Below are 12843 nucleotides of genomic sequence, written 5' to 3'. Positions count from 1 at the left end.
TATGGCCGCCAGGCAGGCTGTTTCTTCTTCCTCGCCCGGCGGCAGGAGAGTACGCTTATATGACCGTTTAGAAGCATGCGGCCACCATCGCTCGCTGGGTGTGGATGCCCCGGCAGTCCGGAGCCTGCCCCGTGGCCGTTCACATTCTTCCTGGCACTCCCGCCGTCAAGTTCACTTTTCCCCGCCCGGCGACTCCTGCAGGGCCGTCCAAGGCGTCTTTTCTGCCGGCAACCTCAGCCGGCAAATTCACCCCCAACAATTGAGAGGAGTTTCAATGGATCCTGGAGCAGCATTGGCGCTGATTGCGGGATACATTGCAGCCGCATTTGGTGTTTTTCTTCTGTACTCGCCGGTGCTCCTGCTTGCGGTGGGTCTGTTGCTGGCCGCAGGCGTCCTGCAGCTGCTGGCCTGGCCCTTCCTCATTCTGGTCCGGAAACTGCGCCGCAAGCCCGAACCGCCACAGGACGCATCGTGGCTCCTGCACTGATCCGGAATCTGACGGGGGATAGGGGCGTCGAGGGGCCGGCTGCGCCTTGACCCCAACAGCAGCACGAGCACCGGGAGCGCCATGCAAGCGGAAACCAACCAGAGGGTCATGGATTTTTTCGACCGCTATGCCTCCGCCCTGCTTGCCCGCGACGAAGTGGCGATGGGCCGGCTCTACGCCGTTCCCTCGCTGATCGTTTTTCCCGGGCACTTGCTCGCCGTCACGGAGCAGCGGCAGACAGAGGAGTTTTTCGCCTCCTCGTGGATGCAGTACGAGGGTGTCAATGACGTCGACAAGCAGGTGGAGGTGCTGGCCGAGACGCCAGGCAGTGCCTGGGCCGCTGTCACCTGGTCCTACCGGGGCCACGCCCGCGAACGGTTCTGCTACCAGCTGGTGGACGGCGCCGGGGGCTATCAGGTGGCAGTGCTGACCCTGATGGCACTCGACCAGGAGCAGCCCGGGAGTCAGGCGCAGTAGGGGCCGCAGCTGGCGGCCGCCAGGCTGATACCGGGGCGGACGGTTCACACTGCCGTCCGTTCGTCAGTATGCTTACTATTACCCGTACGCTGCTGAACAGAGAGGCATCACCATGACGGAACAGAACCTGCCTGACGACGAACTTGAAATTGTCGAAGAGAACGACGTGCTCCTCGACGAGACCCCGGGCGCGGCCTCATCCTTTGAACTGGATCCCTTGACCAACGGTGAACCTGACAGCTACCCCGGCGCTGCGGAAAACAACCCGGACCGCTGGCAGGAGGACCCGCTGCTTCAGGATGAGGTTTCCGGCGAGGAGGAAGATTTCCTCAGCGACCAGACCCTGCGGGATGACATGAAAGCAACCCGCGACGGGGCTGGGGACGAATTGCCGGCGAGCACGCCCACCCTTGGCGAGGCGGTGGCCGACGTCGACTTCGGCGAGGACCCCACCGGCCGGGAAGCCGATGCCAGCGACGATCAGGAAAACTTCGGCGGCTCGCCCCTGAGCGAGTTCGATCCCGACGACCTGGAGCGCTAAAACCCGCGGCAGGGCCGGCAAAAGAAACCACGCCCGCTCTGGCCGAAAAACGAAACTGCGCTAAAATAATAAGCAGGCTGATGAATATCGGTTGGCCGGGTCAAGACTGAAGGAGTTTCACATGAACTTGGGAAGCATGATCAGGAATGCCGCTGGACGGTTCGCCGGCAGGTCCGGCACCACCGGGACAGTCCGCGGCACCGGAATGAACACAACAGGGCGGACGCCCAACACCACCGGGGCCATGGGCGGCAGGGCCGGAACCGGCGGCATGGCCGGCAAAATCATGGGCATGCTCAAGCGGCGCTGACCCATCACAACGAACCACGAAGCAGGTCCCGGATGATTCCGGAACCTGCTTTTTGGTCTCCCGCAGACATGCGTGAACTCGTTGTCCTGGGCACCGCCTCCCAGGTACCCACCAGAACCCGCAACCACAATGGCTACCTGCTTCGGTGGGACGGCCAGGGGCTGCTCTTCGACCCCGGCGAGGGAACCCAACGCCAAATGATCCACGCAGGCGTATCCGCAACACACATCACCCGGATCTGCCTGACGCATGTGCACGGCGACCACTGCTACGGCTTGCCCGGGGTGCTGTCCCGCATGGCGCTGGACGGCGTGGCCCACCCCGTCCATCTCCATTACCCGGCGTCCGGAGAGGACGTGGTCCGGGCGCTCGTGTCCATCAGTTCGCCCGGAATAGACCTAAGGCTTCATCCGCACGGCGGCAACGGAACGGTGGCCGAAGGGCTTGAGGTCCGGGCGCTGAACCACCGCCTTGAAACGTACGGCTACCGGCTCCTCGAACCGGACAGCCGCAGCTTGCTCCCGGACCGTCTGGCGGCGGCAGGGATCCACGGGCCGGACATCGGGCGGCTGCAGCGAGAGGGCACGCTGGCGGGGGTCCATCTCGCCGACGTCAGTGTCCCACGGCCCGGCCAGCGCTTCGCCTTCGTCATGGACACCGCTCCCTGTGCGGGGGCTGAGGAGCTGGCCGACGGCGTGGACCTCCTCGTGGCCGAGTCCACCTTCAGCGACGACGACGCCGCGCTCGCCGGCAGGTATCTGCACCTGACTGCGGGGCAGGCGGGGAAGCTTGCAGCCGACGCCGGTGTTGACACGCTTGTGCTCACGCACTTTTCGGCAAGGTACGACGACGTCAGCGAGTTGGTGGCGCAGGCGGACTTGCGCGCCGCGGGCACAAAGGTGATGGCGGCCGAGGACCTGGACCATATCGCCTTTCCAAAGCGCCGGCGGTGGCATGCCAACCCCGTGCCGGGCAGCGGGGACGGCGTGGGGCTGCTGATTGCCAAACACCTGCAGGGGGTAGAGAGTGAACTATCCGGCATACCGCCCGGGCGCAGCCGCCCAACCTCTCGTGGAGGTCGACAATGAGCAAAACTTCCGAAGAAGTCTTCGACGCTACTCCTGAAGGAAAGGAACCCGAGCTCAAACGGGTCCTCGGCCCCAAACTCCTCCTGCTCTTCATCGTGGGCGACATCCTCGGCGCCGGTGTTTACGCCGTCACGGGGACCATGGCCGGAACGGTGGGCGGCATCGTGTGGCTGCCCTTCCTGCTGGCCTTCGTGGTGGCCACACTGACCGCCTTCTCCTACCTGGAACTGGTCACGCAGTACCCCCAGGCCGCCGGGGCTGCCCTCTATACGCACAAAGCATTCGGGATCCACTTCGTCACCTTCCTGGTGGCCTTCGCCGTGGTTTGTTCGGGCATCACCAGCGCCTCCACCTCCGCCAACGTCCTGGCCCAAAACCTCTTCGGCGGGTTCGAGATCAACGGCTGGATGGGACTTCCCGGGCAAGGTGTCATCACCGCCGTCGCCATGGCCTTTATGCTGCTCCTGGCCATCATCAACCTGCGCGGCGTGGGGGAAAGCGTCAAGTTCAACGTTGTCCTCACCCTGGTGGAAATGATCGCGCTGTGCATTGTGATCGGCGTCGGCTTCTTCGTGATGTCCCAGGGCACCGGAAACCCCGGCGAGATCCTTGTCTTCAGCGACTACCAGGACAAGGGATTGTTCCTGGCCGTTACGGCCGCCACCTCCATCGCGTTCTTCGCCATGGTGGGCTTCGAGGACTCCGTGAACATGGTGGAGGAAACCAGGAATCCGGAAAAAATCTTCCCGCGCACCATGCTGACCGGGCTGGGAATAGCTGTACTCCTCTACATGCTGGTGGCTGTCTCGGTGGTCAGCGTACTGACGCCAACCGAGCTTGAGAACATTCGGGAAGCCGAAGGAGCCGCGCTTCTTGAGGTGGTCCACAAAGGTTCGCCCGACTTCCCGATAGACAGGATCTTTCCGTTCCTGGCGGTCTTCGCCGTAGCCAACACAGCACTGATCAACATGCTGATGGCCAGCCGCCTCATCTACGGAATGGCACGCCAGCACGTCCTGCCGCGTACCCTCGGAAAGGTCCTGCCGGGCCGCCGTACCCCGTGGGCCGGCATCGTCTTCTCCACCGTCCTGGCGCTGGGACTCATCCTGTACGTCACCAGCGATCCGGAAAGCAACATCGTGGCCAACCTGTCCGGGACCACTGCCTTCCTGCTGCTCTGCGTCTTCACGGTAGTAAACGTTGCCTGCCTTGTACTGCGCCGCAAGCGGGACCCCAACCGCAAGGTGTTCTTCACCTCGCCCGGGCAGTTGCCGCTGGTGGCGGCCCTGCTGTGCGCTTTCCTTGCCGGCCCATGGGTGGGCAGGAACGTCATCCAGTACCAAATTGCCGGCGGTCTGATGGCCATCGGCGTTGTGCTCTGGTTTGTCACATGGCTGATAAACCGGAGAACGAACCACGAGGAAAGGCTTAACACATGACAGCTGCTGCAGAAACAACTGTCGCTTTGGACGGACGCTTTGCCCGGGAACTGCCCGAGCTGGCGGTTCCCTGGCAGGCAGAGGAAGCACCTGATCCAAAGCTGCTGGTTCTCAATGATGCGCTGGCAGGGGATCTGGGACTCGATCCGGAATACCTTCGGTCCGCGGAGGGCGTACGCCTCCTCCTCGGAAACCACGTTCCGGAAGGATCGACGCCGGTGGCCCAGGCCTACGCCGGCCACCAGTTCGGCGGCTACTCGCCCCTGCTCGGCGACGGCCGCGCACTCCTGCTAGGTGAGCTGACGGGCCCGGACGGCCGGCTGCGGGACATCCACCTGAAAGGGTCGGGCCGCACTCCCTTCGCCCGTGCCGGGGACGGGCGGGCCGTCGTCGGACCCATGCTGCGCGAGTACCTCATCAGTGAGGCGATGCACGCACTCGGCATCCCCTCAACGCGCTCCCTTGCCGTCGTGGCCACTGGCCGGCCGGTGCGCAGGGAGACCATGCTTCCAGGGGCGGTACTGACACGGGTGGCCAGCAGCCATCTGCGCGTGGGGAGCTTCCAGTACGCACGGGCCACCGAAAACATGGACCTCCTGCGCCGCCTGGCGGACCATGCGATCAGCCGGCACCACCCCCAGGCCGCAAACGCCGAAAACCCGTACCTGGCGCTCTTCGAAGCAGTGGTGTCCACCCAGGCGGAACTGGTGGCCCAGTGGATGCTGGTGGGATTCGTCCACGGCGTGATGAACACGGACAACATGACCATCTCCGGGGAAACCATCGATTATGGGCCCTGCGCTTTCATGGACGCCTTCAACCCGGCCGCGGTGTACAGCTCCATCGATGTGGGCGGGCGTTACGCCTACGCCAACCAGCCGGTTATCGCGGAATGGAATCTGGCCCGCCTGGCCGAGGCCATGCTGCCACTCTTCCATGAAGACCAGGAACAGGCCGTTGCCCCGGCGGTGGAAGTACTTGGCAAGTTCCGCCGGCAATACAGTGACGCCTGGTTCGCCGGCATGAAAACCAAACTCGGCCTGGCGGAAGCCCCGGCCGGAAGCGCGGAGGCCGAAGAGGCCTCGGAGCTGGTGGACGGGCTGGTGGCCCTGCTGAAGGACGGACCGATCGACTACACGTCCTTTTTCCGCAACCTCTCGCACGCGGCCAGGGGCAACGACCGCCCCGCCCGCGGAATGGTTCTTGACCTGGCGGCCTTCGACGCCTGGGCCGGGCGGTGGCGCGCCCTGCAACCGGACGGGGACCTGATGGACACGGTCAATCCCGCCTACATCCCGCGCAACCATTTGGTGGAGGAAGCGCTCGCCGCAGCAACGGGGGGAGACCTTGATCCCTTTACCCGGCTCCTGGACGTGGTCAGTGCCCCGTTCAATGAGAGGCCCGGGCTGGAACGCTATGCCGAAGGAGCGCCGGAGGACTTCGGCAGCTACCAGACCTTCTGCGGGACCTGAAAATCCCCACATGGTGCCGGAACCAGGGGAGACCCGATGAAGCAAAACAGGGGCGGCAGCCGGGATTAATCCCGTCTGCCGCCCCTGTTCGGGTGGTGTGACTATGCTACGCGGACGAAGGAAGCGCCGCCGAGCCAGCTGATGGAGTGGACCTCGGTCTTGAAGCCGTCCACGCCGCCGCTGACAACCTGGCCGTTGCCGGCGAAGACGCCAACGTGGCCTGCGGTGATAACCAGGTCACCGGGAGCCGGGGTGGCAACGGTGGTGCCGTACTGGTAGAACTGGCCGGGAGCGAGGTCGCCAACGCTCTTGCCAACTGCGCGGAGTGCCTTCTCCACCATGGCGGTGCAGTCCTGCTGGACGCCCAACTGGCCGTAGGCGTTGGCCAGGATGGCTGCGCCGGTGCCCGTGCCGGTGGCTGCGGGAGCTGCCGGGGCAGGTGCAGCCGGAGCAGGTACGGCAGCCGTGGAGGCGTAGGACAGGTTCATGCCGGTGTTGGCAGGAGCGGCAGCCTTGGCGGGAGCCGGGGCGGCGGCCGGAGCAACTGCAACGGAGCCGGCACCGGGGATCTGGATCTGGTCGCCGGGGTAGATGATGGCGGTGATCGCCAGGCCGTTGGCGGCCAGGACGTCGTTCAGGGCTACGCCGTGGGCTGCCGCGATGGCACCGAGGGTATCGCCGGAAACAACAGTGTGGACGTTGGCTGCGGCTGCTGCCGGGGCGGCCACTGCAGCAGCCGGTGCTGCGTAAGCCTGGGTGTTAGTGGTCTCGGTGGTGTCCGGACCGGTTACGCCTGCGTGTGCCGGGGCGCCGACACCGAAGGCAATGCCGGATGCTGCTGCAACGGCGAGCGCCGGGCGGCCAAGGGACTTGGCTGACACAGCCAAGCCCTGGAGCGCGATTGAGCGGGCCGGAGTCGCGCGGTGACGGGCGGTGATGGAATTTTTTGACACGGTTGATCGCCTCTCCCATGCCTGCGGGGTGAGCTGTCGGGTTCGGGTTGGAGATACCCGGCCGGGAGCACATCCGGAAAAAGCGGAGGTGCTATCGACTTAACCCCAAGGCCTCATATGAGGCCGCGGAAACTTGGTTCCCCCGTCCCTGCCAGCTGAAGAGCGTTGGTTCCCGGGTCAGTGGCAGGGCTCGGCATACTGAGGGGAATGTCCCGTCTGGGAGGGACACCTGAAGACCCTAACCCGCGCGGGGCCCCATTGTCACGTTTGGGTAACATACGAGGTGCTTCTACCGCATTCCGCAAACGACTGGATGGTTGCAGCACCCCAGCCTGACCTTGCGAGATAGGCGCGCCGGAGATGTGGCTCGTGTTCTTTGTCACAGACCTATAACCTCGGCGTGAAACAGGCCGCCCTGGGATTCCGCGGCAGGAGCATATCGGGCTGGAAGGAAGGCTCCGGAATTCGGCCAGGCAACCGGGGCCCAGCGTGGCAGGCACGGCCTGGAACCGCTCCGGTGACGGGGAACAGGCACTGACCGCGCGTAGGCTTTTGCCATGCCTGACTACGAAAGGTTCCGGATCCTGCTGGAGGAGGAGCGGGAGCGCAAAGTTGCTCTCCTCCCGGCCCTCCGCGAGGACATCGCCTCGGCAAACTCGGCCCGGCAGGACTCGAATGTGGATGACGAGCATGACCCCGAAGGCGCCACCATCGCCTTCGAGCTGTCCCAGGCTTCGGCCCTGCTGCAGCAGAGCAGTGCCGGGCTCCACCAGGTGGACGCAGCCCTGGCCAGGATCGCCGCCGGCACCTACGGCACCTGCGCCGTCTGCGGTGAAGCCATTGCCGAGGGCAGGCTGGAGGCAAGGCCGTGGACGCCGTTCTGCATCCGGCACGCCGCGCCAGGCCGCCGATGACCAGCGGCAGGGAGCAGGTGGCGGCTGCCGCCGCATTTATTGACCGCACCCTGCAGAATGAGGGCGCCTGGTACCGGGCGGACGACGTCGAGGCCCGGCTGGGCGGTCAGCTGGCCTCCTACGGTTCTTCAGTGGGCGCTGTCCGGGGAACGGTCCGCGACGCCCTGCGCAAGTTCAAGGATTTTGATCACGACGGCGTTATGCAGCTCGCGTCCGCCCTGTGGGGCCAGCCACGGCCCGGCTCAAGGGCCGTTTATGAACGCCGCTTCGCCGCCGTCGTCCTGCTGCAGTCCAAAGTGTCACTCCTGCGCCACACGGACCTGACCCGGGTTGAGGGCTTCCTGCGGACTGCCGCGACCCAAGAACTGGCCGGCCCCCTGCTGGCCGATGTTGTGGCGCCGTTTTTGGCACGGCTTGACGGACGCGGGCGGCAACGTGCCAATGTCGTCCTCGCCCGCTGGCTGACGGACCCGGACAGCCAGTTGCGCCGCGCAGCGGACTATCTTGAACAGCATTCAGAACCCGAAGCCCCACCACAAGGAGACACCCATGAACGGACCCTTTGACCTTGAACGATTCGTCCACGCCCAGGACAGCGGCGGAACGTACGACCAGGCACTGGCGGAACTGCAGATGGGCAGTAAGTCCGGCCACTGGATGTGGTTCATCTTTCCCCAGCTCGCCGGCCTGGGACAGAGCGACATGTCCCGCCGGTACGCCATCAGCTCCCTCGCTGAAGCCCGGGAGTACCTGGACCATGAGGTGCTGGGCCCGCGGCTGCTCGACTGCGCCCTGGCCCTTACCAACCATGCAGGCCGCACCGCAGAGGACATCCTGGGCGGCATCGATGCCCGGAAGCTGCACTCGTCCATGACGCTGTTCCTGCGCGCGGCACCCGGCGAAACCGTCTTCAAGACCGTCCTGGCCAAGTTTTTTGACGGACAGCCGGACGCCGCGACTGATGAGCTGCTGGCGGGCCAGGACGCGACCTAGAATTTCGAACAAAAGAGCCGACGGCGGTGCCTGCGCTTCCTGCGCAGGGCACCGCCGTCGAACATACCCGGCAGCGCCGGGCTACGGCGAGGGGCTGCCGCCGTTGACGTTCAGTGTTTCCCCGACGACGTAGCTTGACTCCGGCGAGGCCAGGAAGACATACGCCGGGGCGAGCTCGGCCGGCTGGCCTGCACGGCCCAGGGGAGTGGACTGTCCGAACTCCGGCAGTTCCTCCTTGGGCTGGCCGCTGCTGACCTGCAGCGGAGTCCAGATGGGCCCGGGGGCTACGGCATTGACGCGGATGCCCTTGGGCGCGAGCTGCTGGGCCAGTCCCTTGGTGAAGTTATTGATGCTGGCCTTGGTGGTGGCATAGTCCAACAGCGTGGGTGATGGGTTGTAAGCCTGGATGGAGGTGGTGTTGATGATGGTGGAGCCCGGCGGCATGTGTGGGAGGGCAGCCTTGGTCAGCCAGAACATGGCGTACACGTTCGTCTTCAGGGTGTGGTCGAACTGCTCGTCCGTGATGTCGGTCAGCTCCTCCTGGGCCACCTGCTTCCCGGCGTTGTTCACCAGGATGTCCACTCCGCCCAGCACGGCCACGGCGGTGTCCACCACTTCACGGCAAAGCACCGGGTCCTTCAGGTCGCCGGGCACCTTGACGGCCTTGCGGCCGGCGGCTTCGATGAATCCTGCGATGCGGGCGGCGTCCTCTTCCTCCTCCGGGAGGTAGGACAGGACGACGTCGGCCCCTTCCCGGGCGAAGGCGATGGCTGTGGCTGCACCGATACCGGAGTCCGCGCCAGTCACGATTGCCTTCCTGCCTTCGAGCCGGCCCGTACCGCGGTAGGTTTCCTCACCGAGGTCCGCTTTGGGTTCCAGCTCCGCGTCCAGGCCGGGCTCGGGCTGGTCCTGCTTCGGCGGGGAAATTGTCTCGTAGGCGGTGACCGGATTGCGGAAGGTGTACTGGTCTGTCATGGTGGTCCTCCTGTTGGATCGGAGTGGAACACGAGAAAGCTAAGCATGCTTACCGTTCCAGCCTAGGCAATCAGCCCGTCCCTGCCAACCCGCTCCGTGTTCCTGGCCCAGCCCCCGTTCAGTCCCGCTGAACCTCGACGAGCCTGACCTCCGTGATGCCGCCGGAGTCCACCGCCGCCGTCATGTAGGTGCAGGCAGGCTGGCGGCGCCGGTCTGTAGGTGAGCCGGGATTGAGCAGCCGCAGGCCTCCAGGGGCTGTGGTGTCCCACGGGATGTGGCTGTGCCCGAAGACCAGCACGTCAGCATCCGGGTAGAGCGCCCCGCACCCTGCCTCCCGGCCTTTCGCCGGGCCGGTCTCGTGCACCATGGCGAAGCGGACTCCGTAAAGCGTTGCGGTTGCCGTTTCGGGCAGCCTGGCGCGGAGGCCGGCGCCGTCGTTGTTGCCGTACACGCCGATCAGCCGCCGGCTTCGCCGCTCAAGCTCGTCCAGCAGGTCCACCGTCACCCAGTCGCCCGCGTGGAAAACCACGTCAGCATTCCCGACGGCGGCCCACACCTGCGCGGGGAGCGCCCTGGCGCGTTTGGGCACGTGGGTATCGGCGAGCAGGAGAAGATTCAGCGGCATGGGGAAATCCTGCCATGCTGCCGGTTCGGATTGGCCCTTTCCGGCCCTGTTCCCCGGAGGCAGACAGTCGTAATCTGGGGCTGGAGGTGATAGCCATGGAGGCAGCACAGGGCGACAGGATCATCGTTCACGGAAGGACCGTCGGTGCAACGGACCGGCACGGGGTGATCCTCGAAGTCCGCGGCAAGGGCGGAACCCCGCCATACCTGGTCCGCTTTGACGACGGCCACGAAACCGTCATGTATCCCGGCGGTGATTTCGCCGTCGAACGCGGAAACGGGCAGTAGCGCCGCAGTGTGATGCGCCGCTCCACCTGTCAGACTGGAGCGATGGATCACTTCCCGGCTTCAACACAGTCCTCCACGCCGCCTGTCCGCACCGGCCCCCGCGACCCCGGCGATGCCTGGGTGGAAGGGGAACGGGGCCGGTACTGGGGCAGATTCGGCGCCGCCGGGGTGCTTGCCTACGACCCTGCCAAAGGCGTGCTCCTGCAGCACCGCGCCATCTGGAGCCACAATGGCGGCACCTGGGGACTGCCGGGCGGGGCGCTGCACGAAGGCGAGGACGCCGTAGCGGGCGCCCTGCGTGAGGCGTTTGAGGAAGCAGCGGTGCCGCCGGAGAGCGTCGAGGTGCTCTTTACGTCGTTGCTGGATCTGGGCTACTGGTCCTACACCACCGTGGTGGTGCTGGTGACGGAGCCGTTTGATCCGGTGATCAGCGATCCGGAGAGCATCGAACTGCTGTGGATTCCGTTTGCTGATGTGGAACACCAGGAGCTGCATCCCGGTTTCGCGGCGGCATGGCCGGGCCTCCGGGAACGGCTCGCCTCCGGAACCTAGCCCGGACGCCCGGTCAGTAGTCCGGACCGTATTCGGCGGTCACCAGGATGGGCAGGTGGTCCGAGTTCCCGCGCGGGAGGGTCTCCACGCTGGTGATGTCCAGCCCCAATGAGGTGGCAAAGTCGAAATGGCCCTTGAATACCTTGTAGCGGGTGTACGTGCGCCGGTTGCTCAGCGACAATGCGTAGCCTGAATTTTTCATGTGGACATGCAGGTTCTTGGTGAAGAACGGGTAATTGAAGTCGCCCACCATCAGTGTCATCAAACCTTTGCCCATGGTCAGGAGTTCGGCGTGGGCCGCGTGGATCTGCTTCCGCCGCAGCGAGTTGGAGGCCGTCAGGGGCGCGGCATGGAAGGAACCGATCACCAGTTCATGCTGCGTTTCGTTGTCCATCACCCGGGTGCCGATAAGGCGTTCATGCGCCGGGGCCAGCACCCTGTCATGCATGGACTTCTTCAGCGCAAAGGACTGCGTGTCCAGGGCGGTGAACCGGCTGGTGCGGTAGTAGATGGCGAGCCCGAGCCGGTTCGCCTTGGTGGCGTCCGCGAGGTGAAGCGGGCCCAGGGTCTCCGGAAGGTCGCTGGAATCCACCTCCTGGAGGCAGAGCGCGTCAATATCGTGGTTCCGGGCCAGGGCAAGGAGCTCTCCGCTCGCCTTGTGCTCGCGGAGGTTGTAACTGATGACGCGCATGGAACACCTCTTCCGAGGGTTGCTGACAGGACCAGTTCCTGAGTCTACCCAGAGGACAGGTCCCGGGCTCCAAACATTTCACCGCGTCGGCCAGCGTCTCCAGGAGCGGTTCCGGGGCTAAACGATAGAGTTATTGCCACTTCACTGACATCTCCTGGAAGGGCCAACGTTGTCCGCTGATCTGCCTGAACTGGCCGAGGGAAATTTCTACTACCAATCCCTGGGCGGTGGCCGCTTCCGGTCCACCATCCACGCCCAGGGCGCCTGGAACGTCCACGAGCAGCACATGGCGCCTGCGTCCGGGCTGATGGCTGACAGCCTTGAACGGCACCAGCCGCGCACGGACATGCGGATGGCCCGGCTCAGCTACGAGATTCTGGGCCTGATTCCCGGCGGCGAATTCCGCATTGACACCACCACCCTGCGGCCTGGACGGACCATTGAACTGCTGCAGGCCGAGCTGGTGGCCGCAGGCCGGACGGTCATCCGGGCCACGGCCTGGCGGATGATCACCAGCGACACCTCCGACGTGGCCGCAGTGGAAGACGCCGGCATACCCGGACCCGAGGAGTGCAAGCCCTACGACGGCGGGGCGGTGTGGCCGGGCGGCTACATCCGTTCGCTGGAGATGCGCGTGGCGGAAGGGCACCGGCCGGGCGCCGGCAAGGTATGGCTGCGCACTGACCACCCCCTGACGGACAGCGCTGACAGCGGCGACCTCGCCCGGCTGATGGGGCTGGTGGACACTGCCAACGGCATCGCCGCCCGGGTGCCGCCGGGGAAGGACAGCTACGCGTTCCCCAACCTCGACCTGCAGATCCACATGTACCGCCGCCCGGCGGGGGAGTGGCTGGGGCTGGACAACGCCGTCTCTTTTGGCCGGGACGGCATCGGCCTGACGTCAACGGTGCTGCACGACCTCCAGGGCCCTTTCGGCCGGGCAGAGCAGATCCTGACCGTGCGCAGGACCTGACGGACCGGGTTGCGGCGTACCCTAGGCTTGGCTTGTCCGCGGAAGGCTTGCGATGCGCCTCCGGCG

The 12843-nt window shown here is 65.4% G+C and carries 17 protein-coding genes and 1 riboswitch; of the genes, 13 read left to right on the top strand and 4 right to left on the bottom strand.

Annotated features, from left to right (window positions below; all coding sequences use genetic code 11):
- Window positions 1–274: 274 nt before the first annotated feature.
- The 7 genes from AC5RT4_RS03605 (at window position 275) to AC5RT4_RS03575 (ending at window position 5814) form a co-directional block, all read left to right on the top strand.
- The gene (locus tag AC5RT4_RS03605; protein ID WP_494039843.1) at window positions 275–487 is read left to right on the top strand and encodes a hypothetical protein; all 213 of its coding nucleotides are present in this window, start codon (window positions 275–277) and stop codon (window positions 485–487) included.
- A gap of 108 nt (window positions 488–595) precedes the next feature.
- Window positions 596–964 carry a hypothetical protein gene (locus AC5RT4_RS03600; RefSeq protein WP_494104880.1) on the top strand — a complete coding sequence of 123 codons (369 nt, stop codon included), beginning with the start codon at window positions 596–598 and terminating at the stop codon, window positions 962–964.
- 112 nt (window positions 965–1076) lie between these two features.
- Window positions 1077–1505, top strand: coding sequence for a hypothetical protein (locus AC5RT4_RS03595; protein WP_494039841.1), 429 nt, complete (start codon window positions 1077–1079; stop codon window positions 1503–1505).
- A 121-nt stretch (window positions 1506–1626) separates the two neighbouring features.
- On the top strand, window positions 1627–1815 hold the full coding sequence (locus tag AC5RT4_RS03590) for a hypothetical protein (protein WP_494039840.1): 189 nt from the start codon (window positions 1627–1629) through the stop codon (window positions 1813–1815).
- A gap of 68 nt (window positions 1816–1883) precedes the next feature.
- Window positions 1884–2903 (top strand): ribonuclease Z, encoded by a 1020-nt coding sequence (locus tag AC5RT4_RS03585; RefSeq protein WP_494104906.1) that lies wholly within the window; start codon window positions 1884–1886, stop codon window positions 2901–2903.
- Window positions 2900–4342 carry an APC family permease gene (locus AC5RT4_RS03580; protein WP_494039838.1) on the top strand — a complete coding sequence of 481 codons (1443 nt, stop codon included), beginning with the start codon at window positions 2900–2902 and terminating at the stop codon, window positions 4340–4342. Before AC5RT4_RS03585 ends, AC5RT4_RS03580 begins: the two co-directional genes overlap by 4 nt.
- Window positions 4339–5814 carry a protein adenylyltransferase SelO gene (locus AC5RT4_RS03575; RefSeq protein ID WP_494104879.1) on the top strand — a complete coding sequence of 492 codons (1476 nt, stop codon included), beginning with the start codon at window positions 4339–4341 and terminating at the stop codon, window positions 5812–5814. Before AC5RT4_RS03580 ends, AC5RT4_RS03575 begins: the two co-directional genes overlap by 4 nt.
- 101 nt (window positions 5815–5915) lie before the next feature.
- Here AC5RT4_RS03575 and AC5RT4_RS03570 read toward each other — a convergent pair whose 3' ends face one another.
- The gene (locus AC5RT4_RS03570) at window positions 5916–6767 is read right to left on the bottom strand and encodes a LysM peptidoglycan-binding domain-containing protein (protein ID WP_494104878.1); all 852 of its coding nucleotides are present in this window, start codon (window positions 6765–6767) and stop codon (window positions 5916–5918) included.
- Between the two features lie 3 nt (window positions 6768–6770).
- A riboswitch (cyclic di-AMP (ydaO/yuaA leader) is annotated at window positions 6771–6942 on the bottom strand.
- A gap of 382 nt (window positions 6943–7324) precedes the next feature.
- On the opposite strand from AC5RT4_RS03570, the gene AC5RT4_RS03565 reads away from it, so the two are divergent.
- Genes AC5RT4_RS03565 through AC5RT4_RS03555 form a run of 3 tightly spaced genes read left to right on the top strand, consistent with a single transcriptional unit; the run spans window position 7325 to window position 8674 of the window.
- Window positions 7325–7681 (top strand): TraR/DksA family transcriptional regulator, encoded by a 357-nt coding sequence (locus tag AC5RT4_RS03565; RefSeq protein ID WP_494104877.1) that lies wholly within the window; start codon window positions 7325–7327, stop codon window positions 7679–7681.
- Window positions 7678–8247 carry a DNA alkylation repair protein gene (locus tag AC5RT4_RS03560; RefSeq protein ID WP_494104905.1) on the top strand — a complete coding sequence of 190 codons (570 nt, stop codon included), beginning with the start codon at window positions 7678–7680 and terminating at the stop codon, window positions 8245–8247. The genes AC5RT4_RS03565 and AC5RT4_RS03560 overlap by 4 nt, the downstream gene beginning before the upstream one ends.
- Window positions 8231–8674 (top strand): DUF1810 domain-containing protein, encoded by a 444-nt coding sequence (locus AC5RT4_RS03555; RefSeq protein WP_494039834.1) that lies wholly within the window; start codon window positions 8231–8233, stop codon window positions 8672–8674. The genes AC5RT4_RS03560 and AC5RT4_RS03555 overlap by 17 nt, the downstream gene beginning before the upstream one ends.
- An 81-nt stretch (window positions 8675–8755) precedes the next feature.
- Here the strand turns inward: AC5RT4_RS03555 and AC5RT4_RS03550 are convergent, their stop codons facing one another.
- Entirely contained in the window at window positions 8756–9649 is an 894-nt protein-coding gene (locus tag AC5RT4_RS03550; RefSeq protein ID WP_494104876.1) for a glucose 1-dehydrogenase, read from the bottom strand.
- Between the two features lie 118 nt (window positions 9650–9767).
- Window positions 9768–10274: a metallophosphoesterase family protein gene (locus AC5RT4_RS03545; protein WP_494104875.1), complete on the bottom strand. Its 507-nt coding sequence runs from the start codon at window positions 10272–10274 to the stop codon at window positions 9768–9770.
- Between the two features lie 95 nt (window positions 10275–10369).
- Here AC5RT4_RS03545 and AC5RT4_RS03540 point away from each other — a divergent pair, with 95 nt between their 5' ends.
- Together AC5RT4_RS03540 and AC5RT4_RS03535 are read left to right on the top strand one after the other, a co-directional pair.
- Window positions 10370–10561, top strand: a complete 192-nt coding sequence (locus AC5RT4_RS03540) for a DUF1918 domain-containing protein (protein WP_494104874.1) — start codon at window positions 10370–10372, stop codon at window positions 10559–10561.
- A 42-nt stretch (window positions 10562–10603) separates the two neighbouring features.
- Window positions 10604–11113 (top strand): NUDIX domain-containing protein, encoded by a 510-nt coding sequence (locus AC5RT4_RS03535; protein ID WP_494039830.1) that lies wholly within the window; start codon window positions 10604–10606, stop codon window positions 11111–11113.
- A 13-nt stretch (window positions 11114–11126) separates the two neighbouring features.
- On the opposite strand, the gene AC5RT4_RS03530 is transcribed toward AC5RT4_RS03535, so the two are convergent.
- Window positions 11127–11804 (bottom strand): endonuclease/exonuclease/phosphatase family protein, encoded by a 678-nt coding sequence (locus AC5RT4_RS03530; RefSeq protein ID WP_494039829.1) that lies wholly within the window; start codon window positions 11802–11804, stop codon window positions 11127–11129.
- Window positions 11805–11973: 169 nt separating this feature from the next.
- Here AC5RT4_RS03530 and AC5RT4_RS03525 point away from each other — a divergent pair, with 169 nt between their 5' ends.
- Complete coding sequence (locus tag AC5RT4_RS03525; RefSeq protein ID WP_494104873.1) at window positions 11974–12777, top strand: thioesterase family protein; 804 nt, start codon at window positions 11974–11976, stop codon at window positions 12775–12777.
- The last annotated feature ends 66 nt before the right edge of the window (window positions 12778–12843 follow it).

The sequence above is a fragment of the Arthrobacter sp. sptzw42 genome (assembly GCF_059089685.1).
This window is presented reverse-complemented; position numbering and strand designations above follow the sequence as displayed.

What these genes read in the sequence shown, in the direction of transcription:
- AC5RT4_RS03605 (WP_494039843.1), top strand. Translation starts at nt 275, where the DNA reads ATGGATCCTGGAGCAGCATTGGCGCTGATTGCGGGATACATTGCAGCC.
- AC5RT4_RS03600 (WP_494104880.1), top strand. Translation starts at nt 596, where the DNA reads ATGGATTTTTTCGACCGCTATGCCTCCGCCCTGCTTGCCCGCGACGAA.
- AC5RT4_RS03595 (WP_494039841.1), top strand. Translation starts at nt 1,077, where the DNA reads ATGACGGAACAGAACCTGCCTGACGACGAACTTGAAATTGTCGAAGAG.
- AC5RT4_RS03590 (WP_494039840.1), top strand. Translation starts at nt 1,627, where the DNA reads ATGAACTTGGGAAGCATGATCAGGAATGCCGCTGGACGGTTCGCCGGC.
- AC5RT4_RS03585 (WP_494104906.1), top strand. Translation starts at nt 1,884, where the DNA reads ATGCGTGAACTCGTTGTCCTGGGCACCGCCTCCCAGGTACCCACCAGA.
- AC5RT4_RS03580 (WP_494039838.1), top strand. Translation starts at nt 2,900, where the DNA reads ATGAGCAAAACTTCCGAAGAAGTCTTCGACGCTACTCCTGAAGGAAAG.
- AC5RT4_RS03575 (WP_494104879.1), top strand. Translation starts at nt 4,339, where the DNA reads ATGACAGCTGCTGCAGAAACAACTGTCGCTTTGGACGGACGCTTTGCC.
- AC5RT4_RS03565 (WP_494104877.1), top strand. Translation starts at nt 7,325, where the DNA reads ATGCCTGACTACGAAAGGTTCCGGATCCTGCTGGAGGAGGAGCGGGAG.
- AC5RT4_RS03560 (WP_494104905.1), top strand. Translation starts at nt 7,678, where the DNA reads ATGACCAGCGGCAGGGAGCAGGTGGCGGCTGCCGCCGCATTTATTGAC.
- AC5RT4_RS03555 (WP_494039834.1), top strand. Translation starts at nt 8,231, where the DNA reads ATGAACGGACCCTTTGACCTTGAACGATTCGTCCACGCCCAGGACAGC.
- AC5RT4_RS03550 (WP_494104876.1), bottom strand. Translation starts at nt 9,649, where the DNA reads ATGACAGACCAGTACACCTTCCGCAATCCGGTCACCGCCTACGAGACA.
- AC5RT4_RS03545 (WP_494104875.1), bottom strand. Translation starts at nt 10,274, where the DNA reads ATGCCGCTGAATCTTCTCCTGCTCGCCGATACCCACGTGCCCAAACGC.
- AC5RT4_RS03540 (WP_494104874.1), top strand. Translation starts at nt 10,370, where the DNA reads ATGGAGGCAGCACAGGGCGACAGGATCATCGTTCACGGAAGGACCGTC.
- AC5RT4_RS03535 (WP_494039830.1), top strand. Translation starts at nt 10,604, where the DNA reads ATGGATCACTTCCCGGCTTCAACACAGTCCTCCACGCCGCCTGTCCGC.
- AC5RT4_RS03530 (WP_494039829.1), bottom strand. Translation starts at nt 11,804, where the DNA reads ATGCGCGTCATCAGTTACAACCTCCGCGAGCACAAGGCGAGCGGAGAG.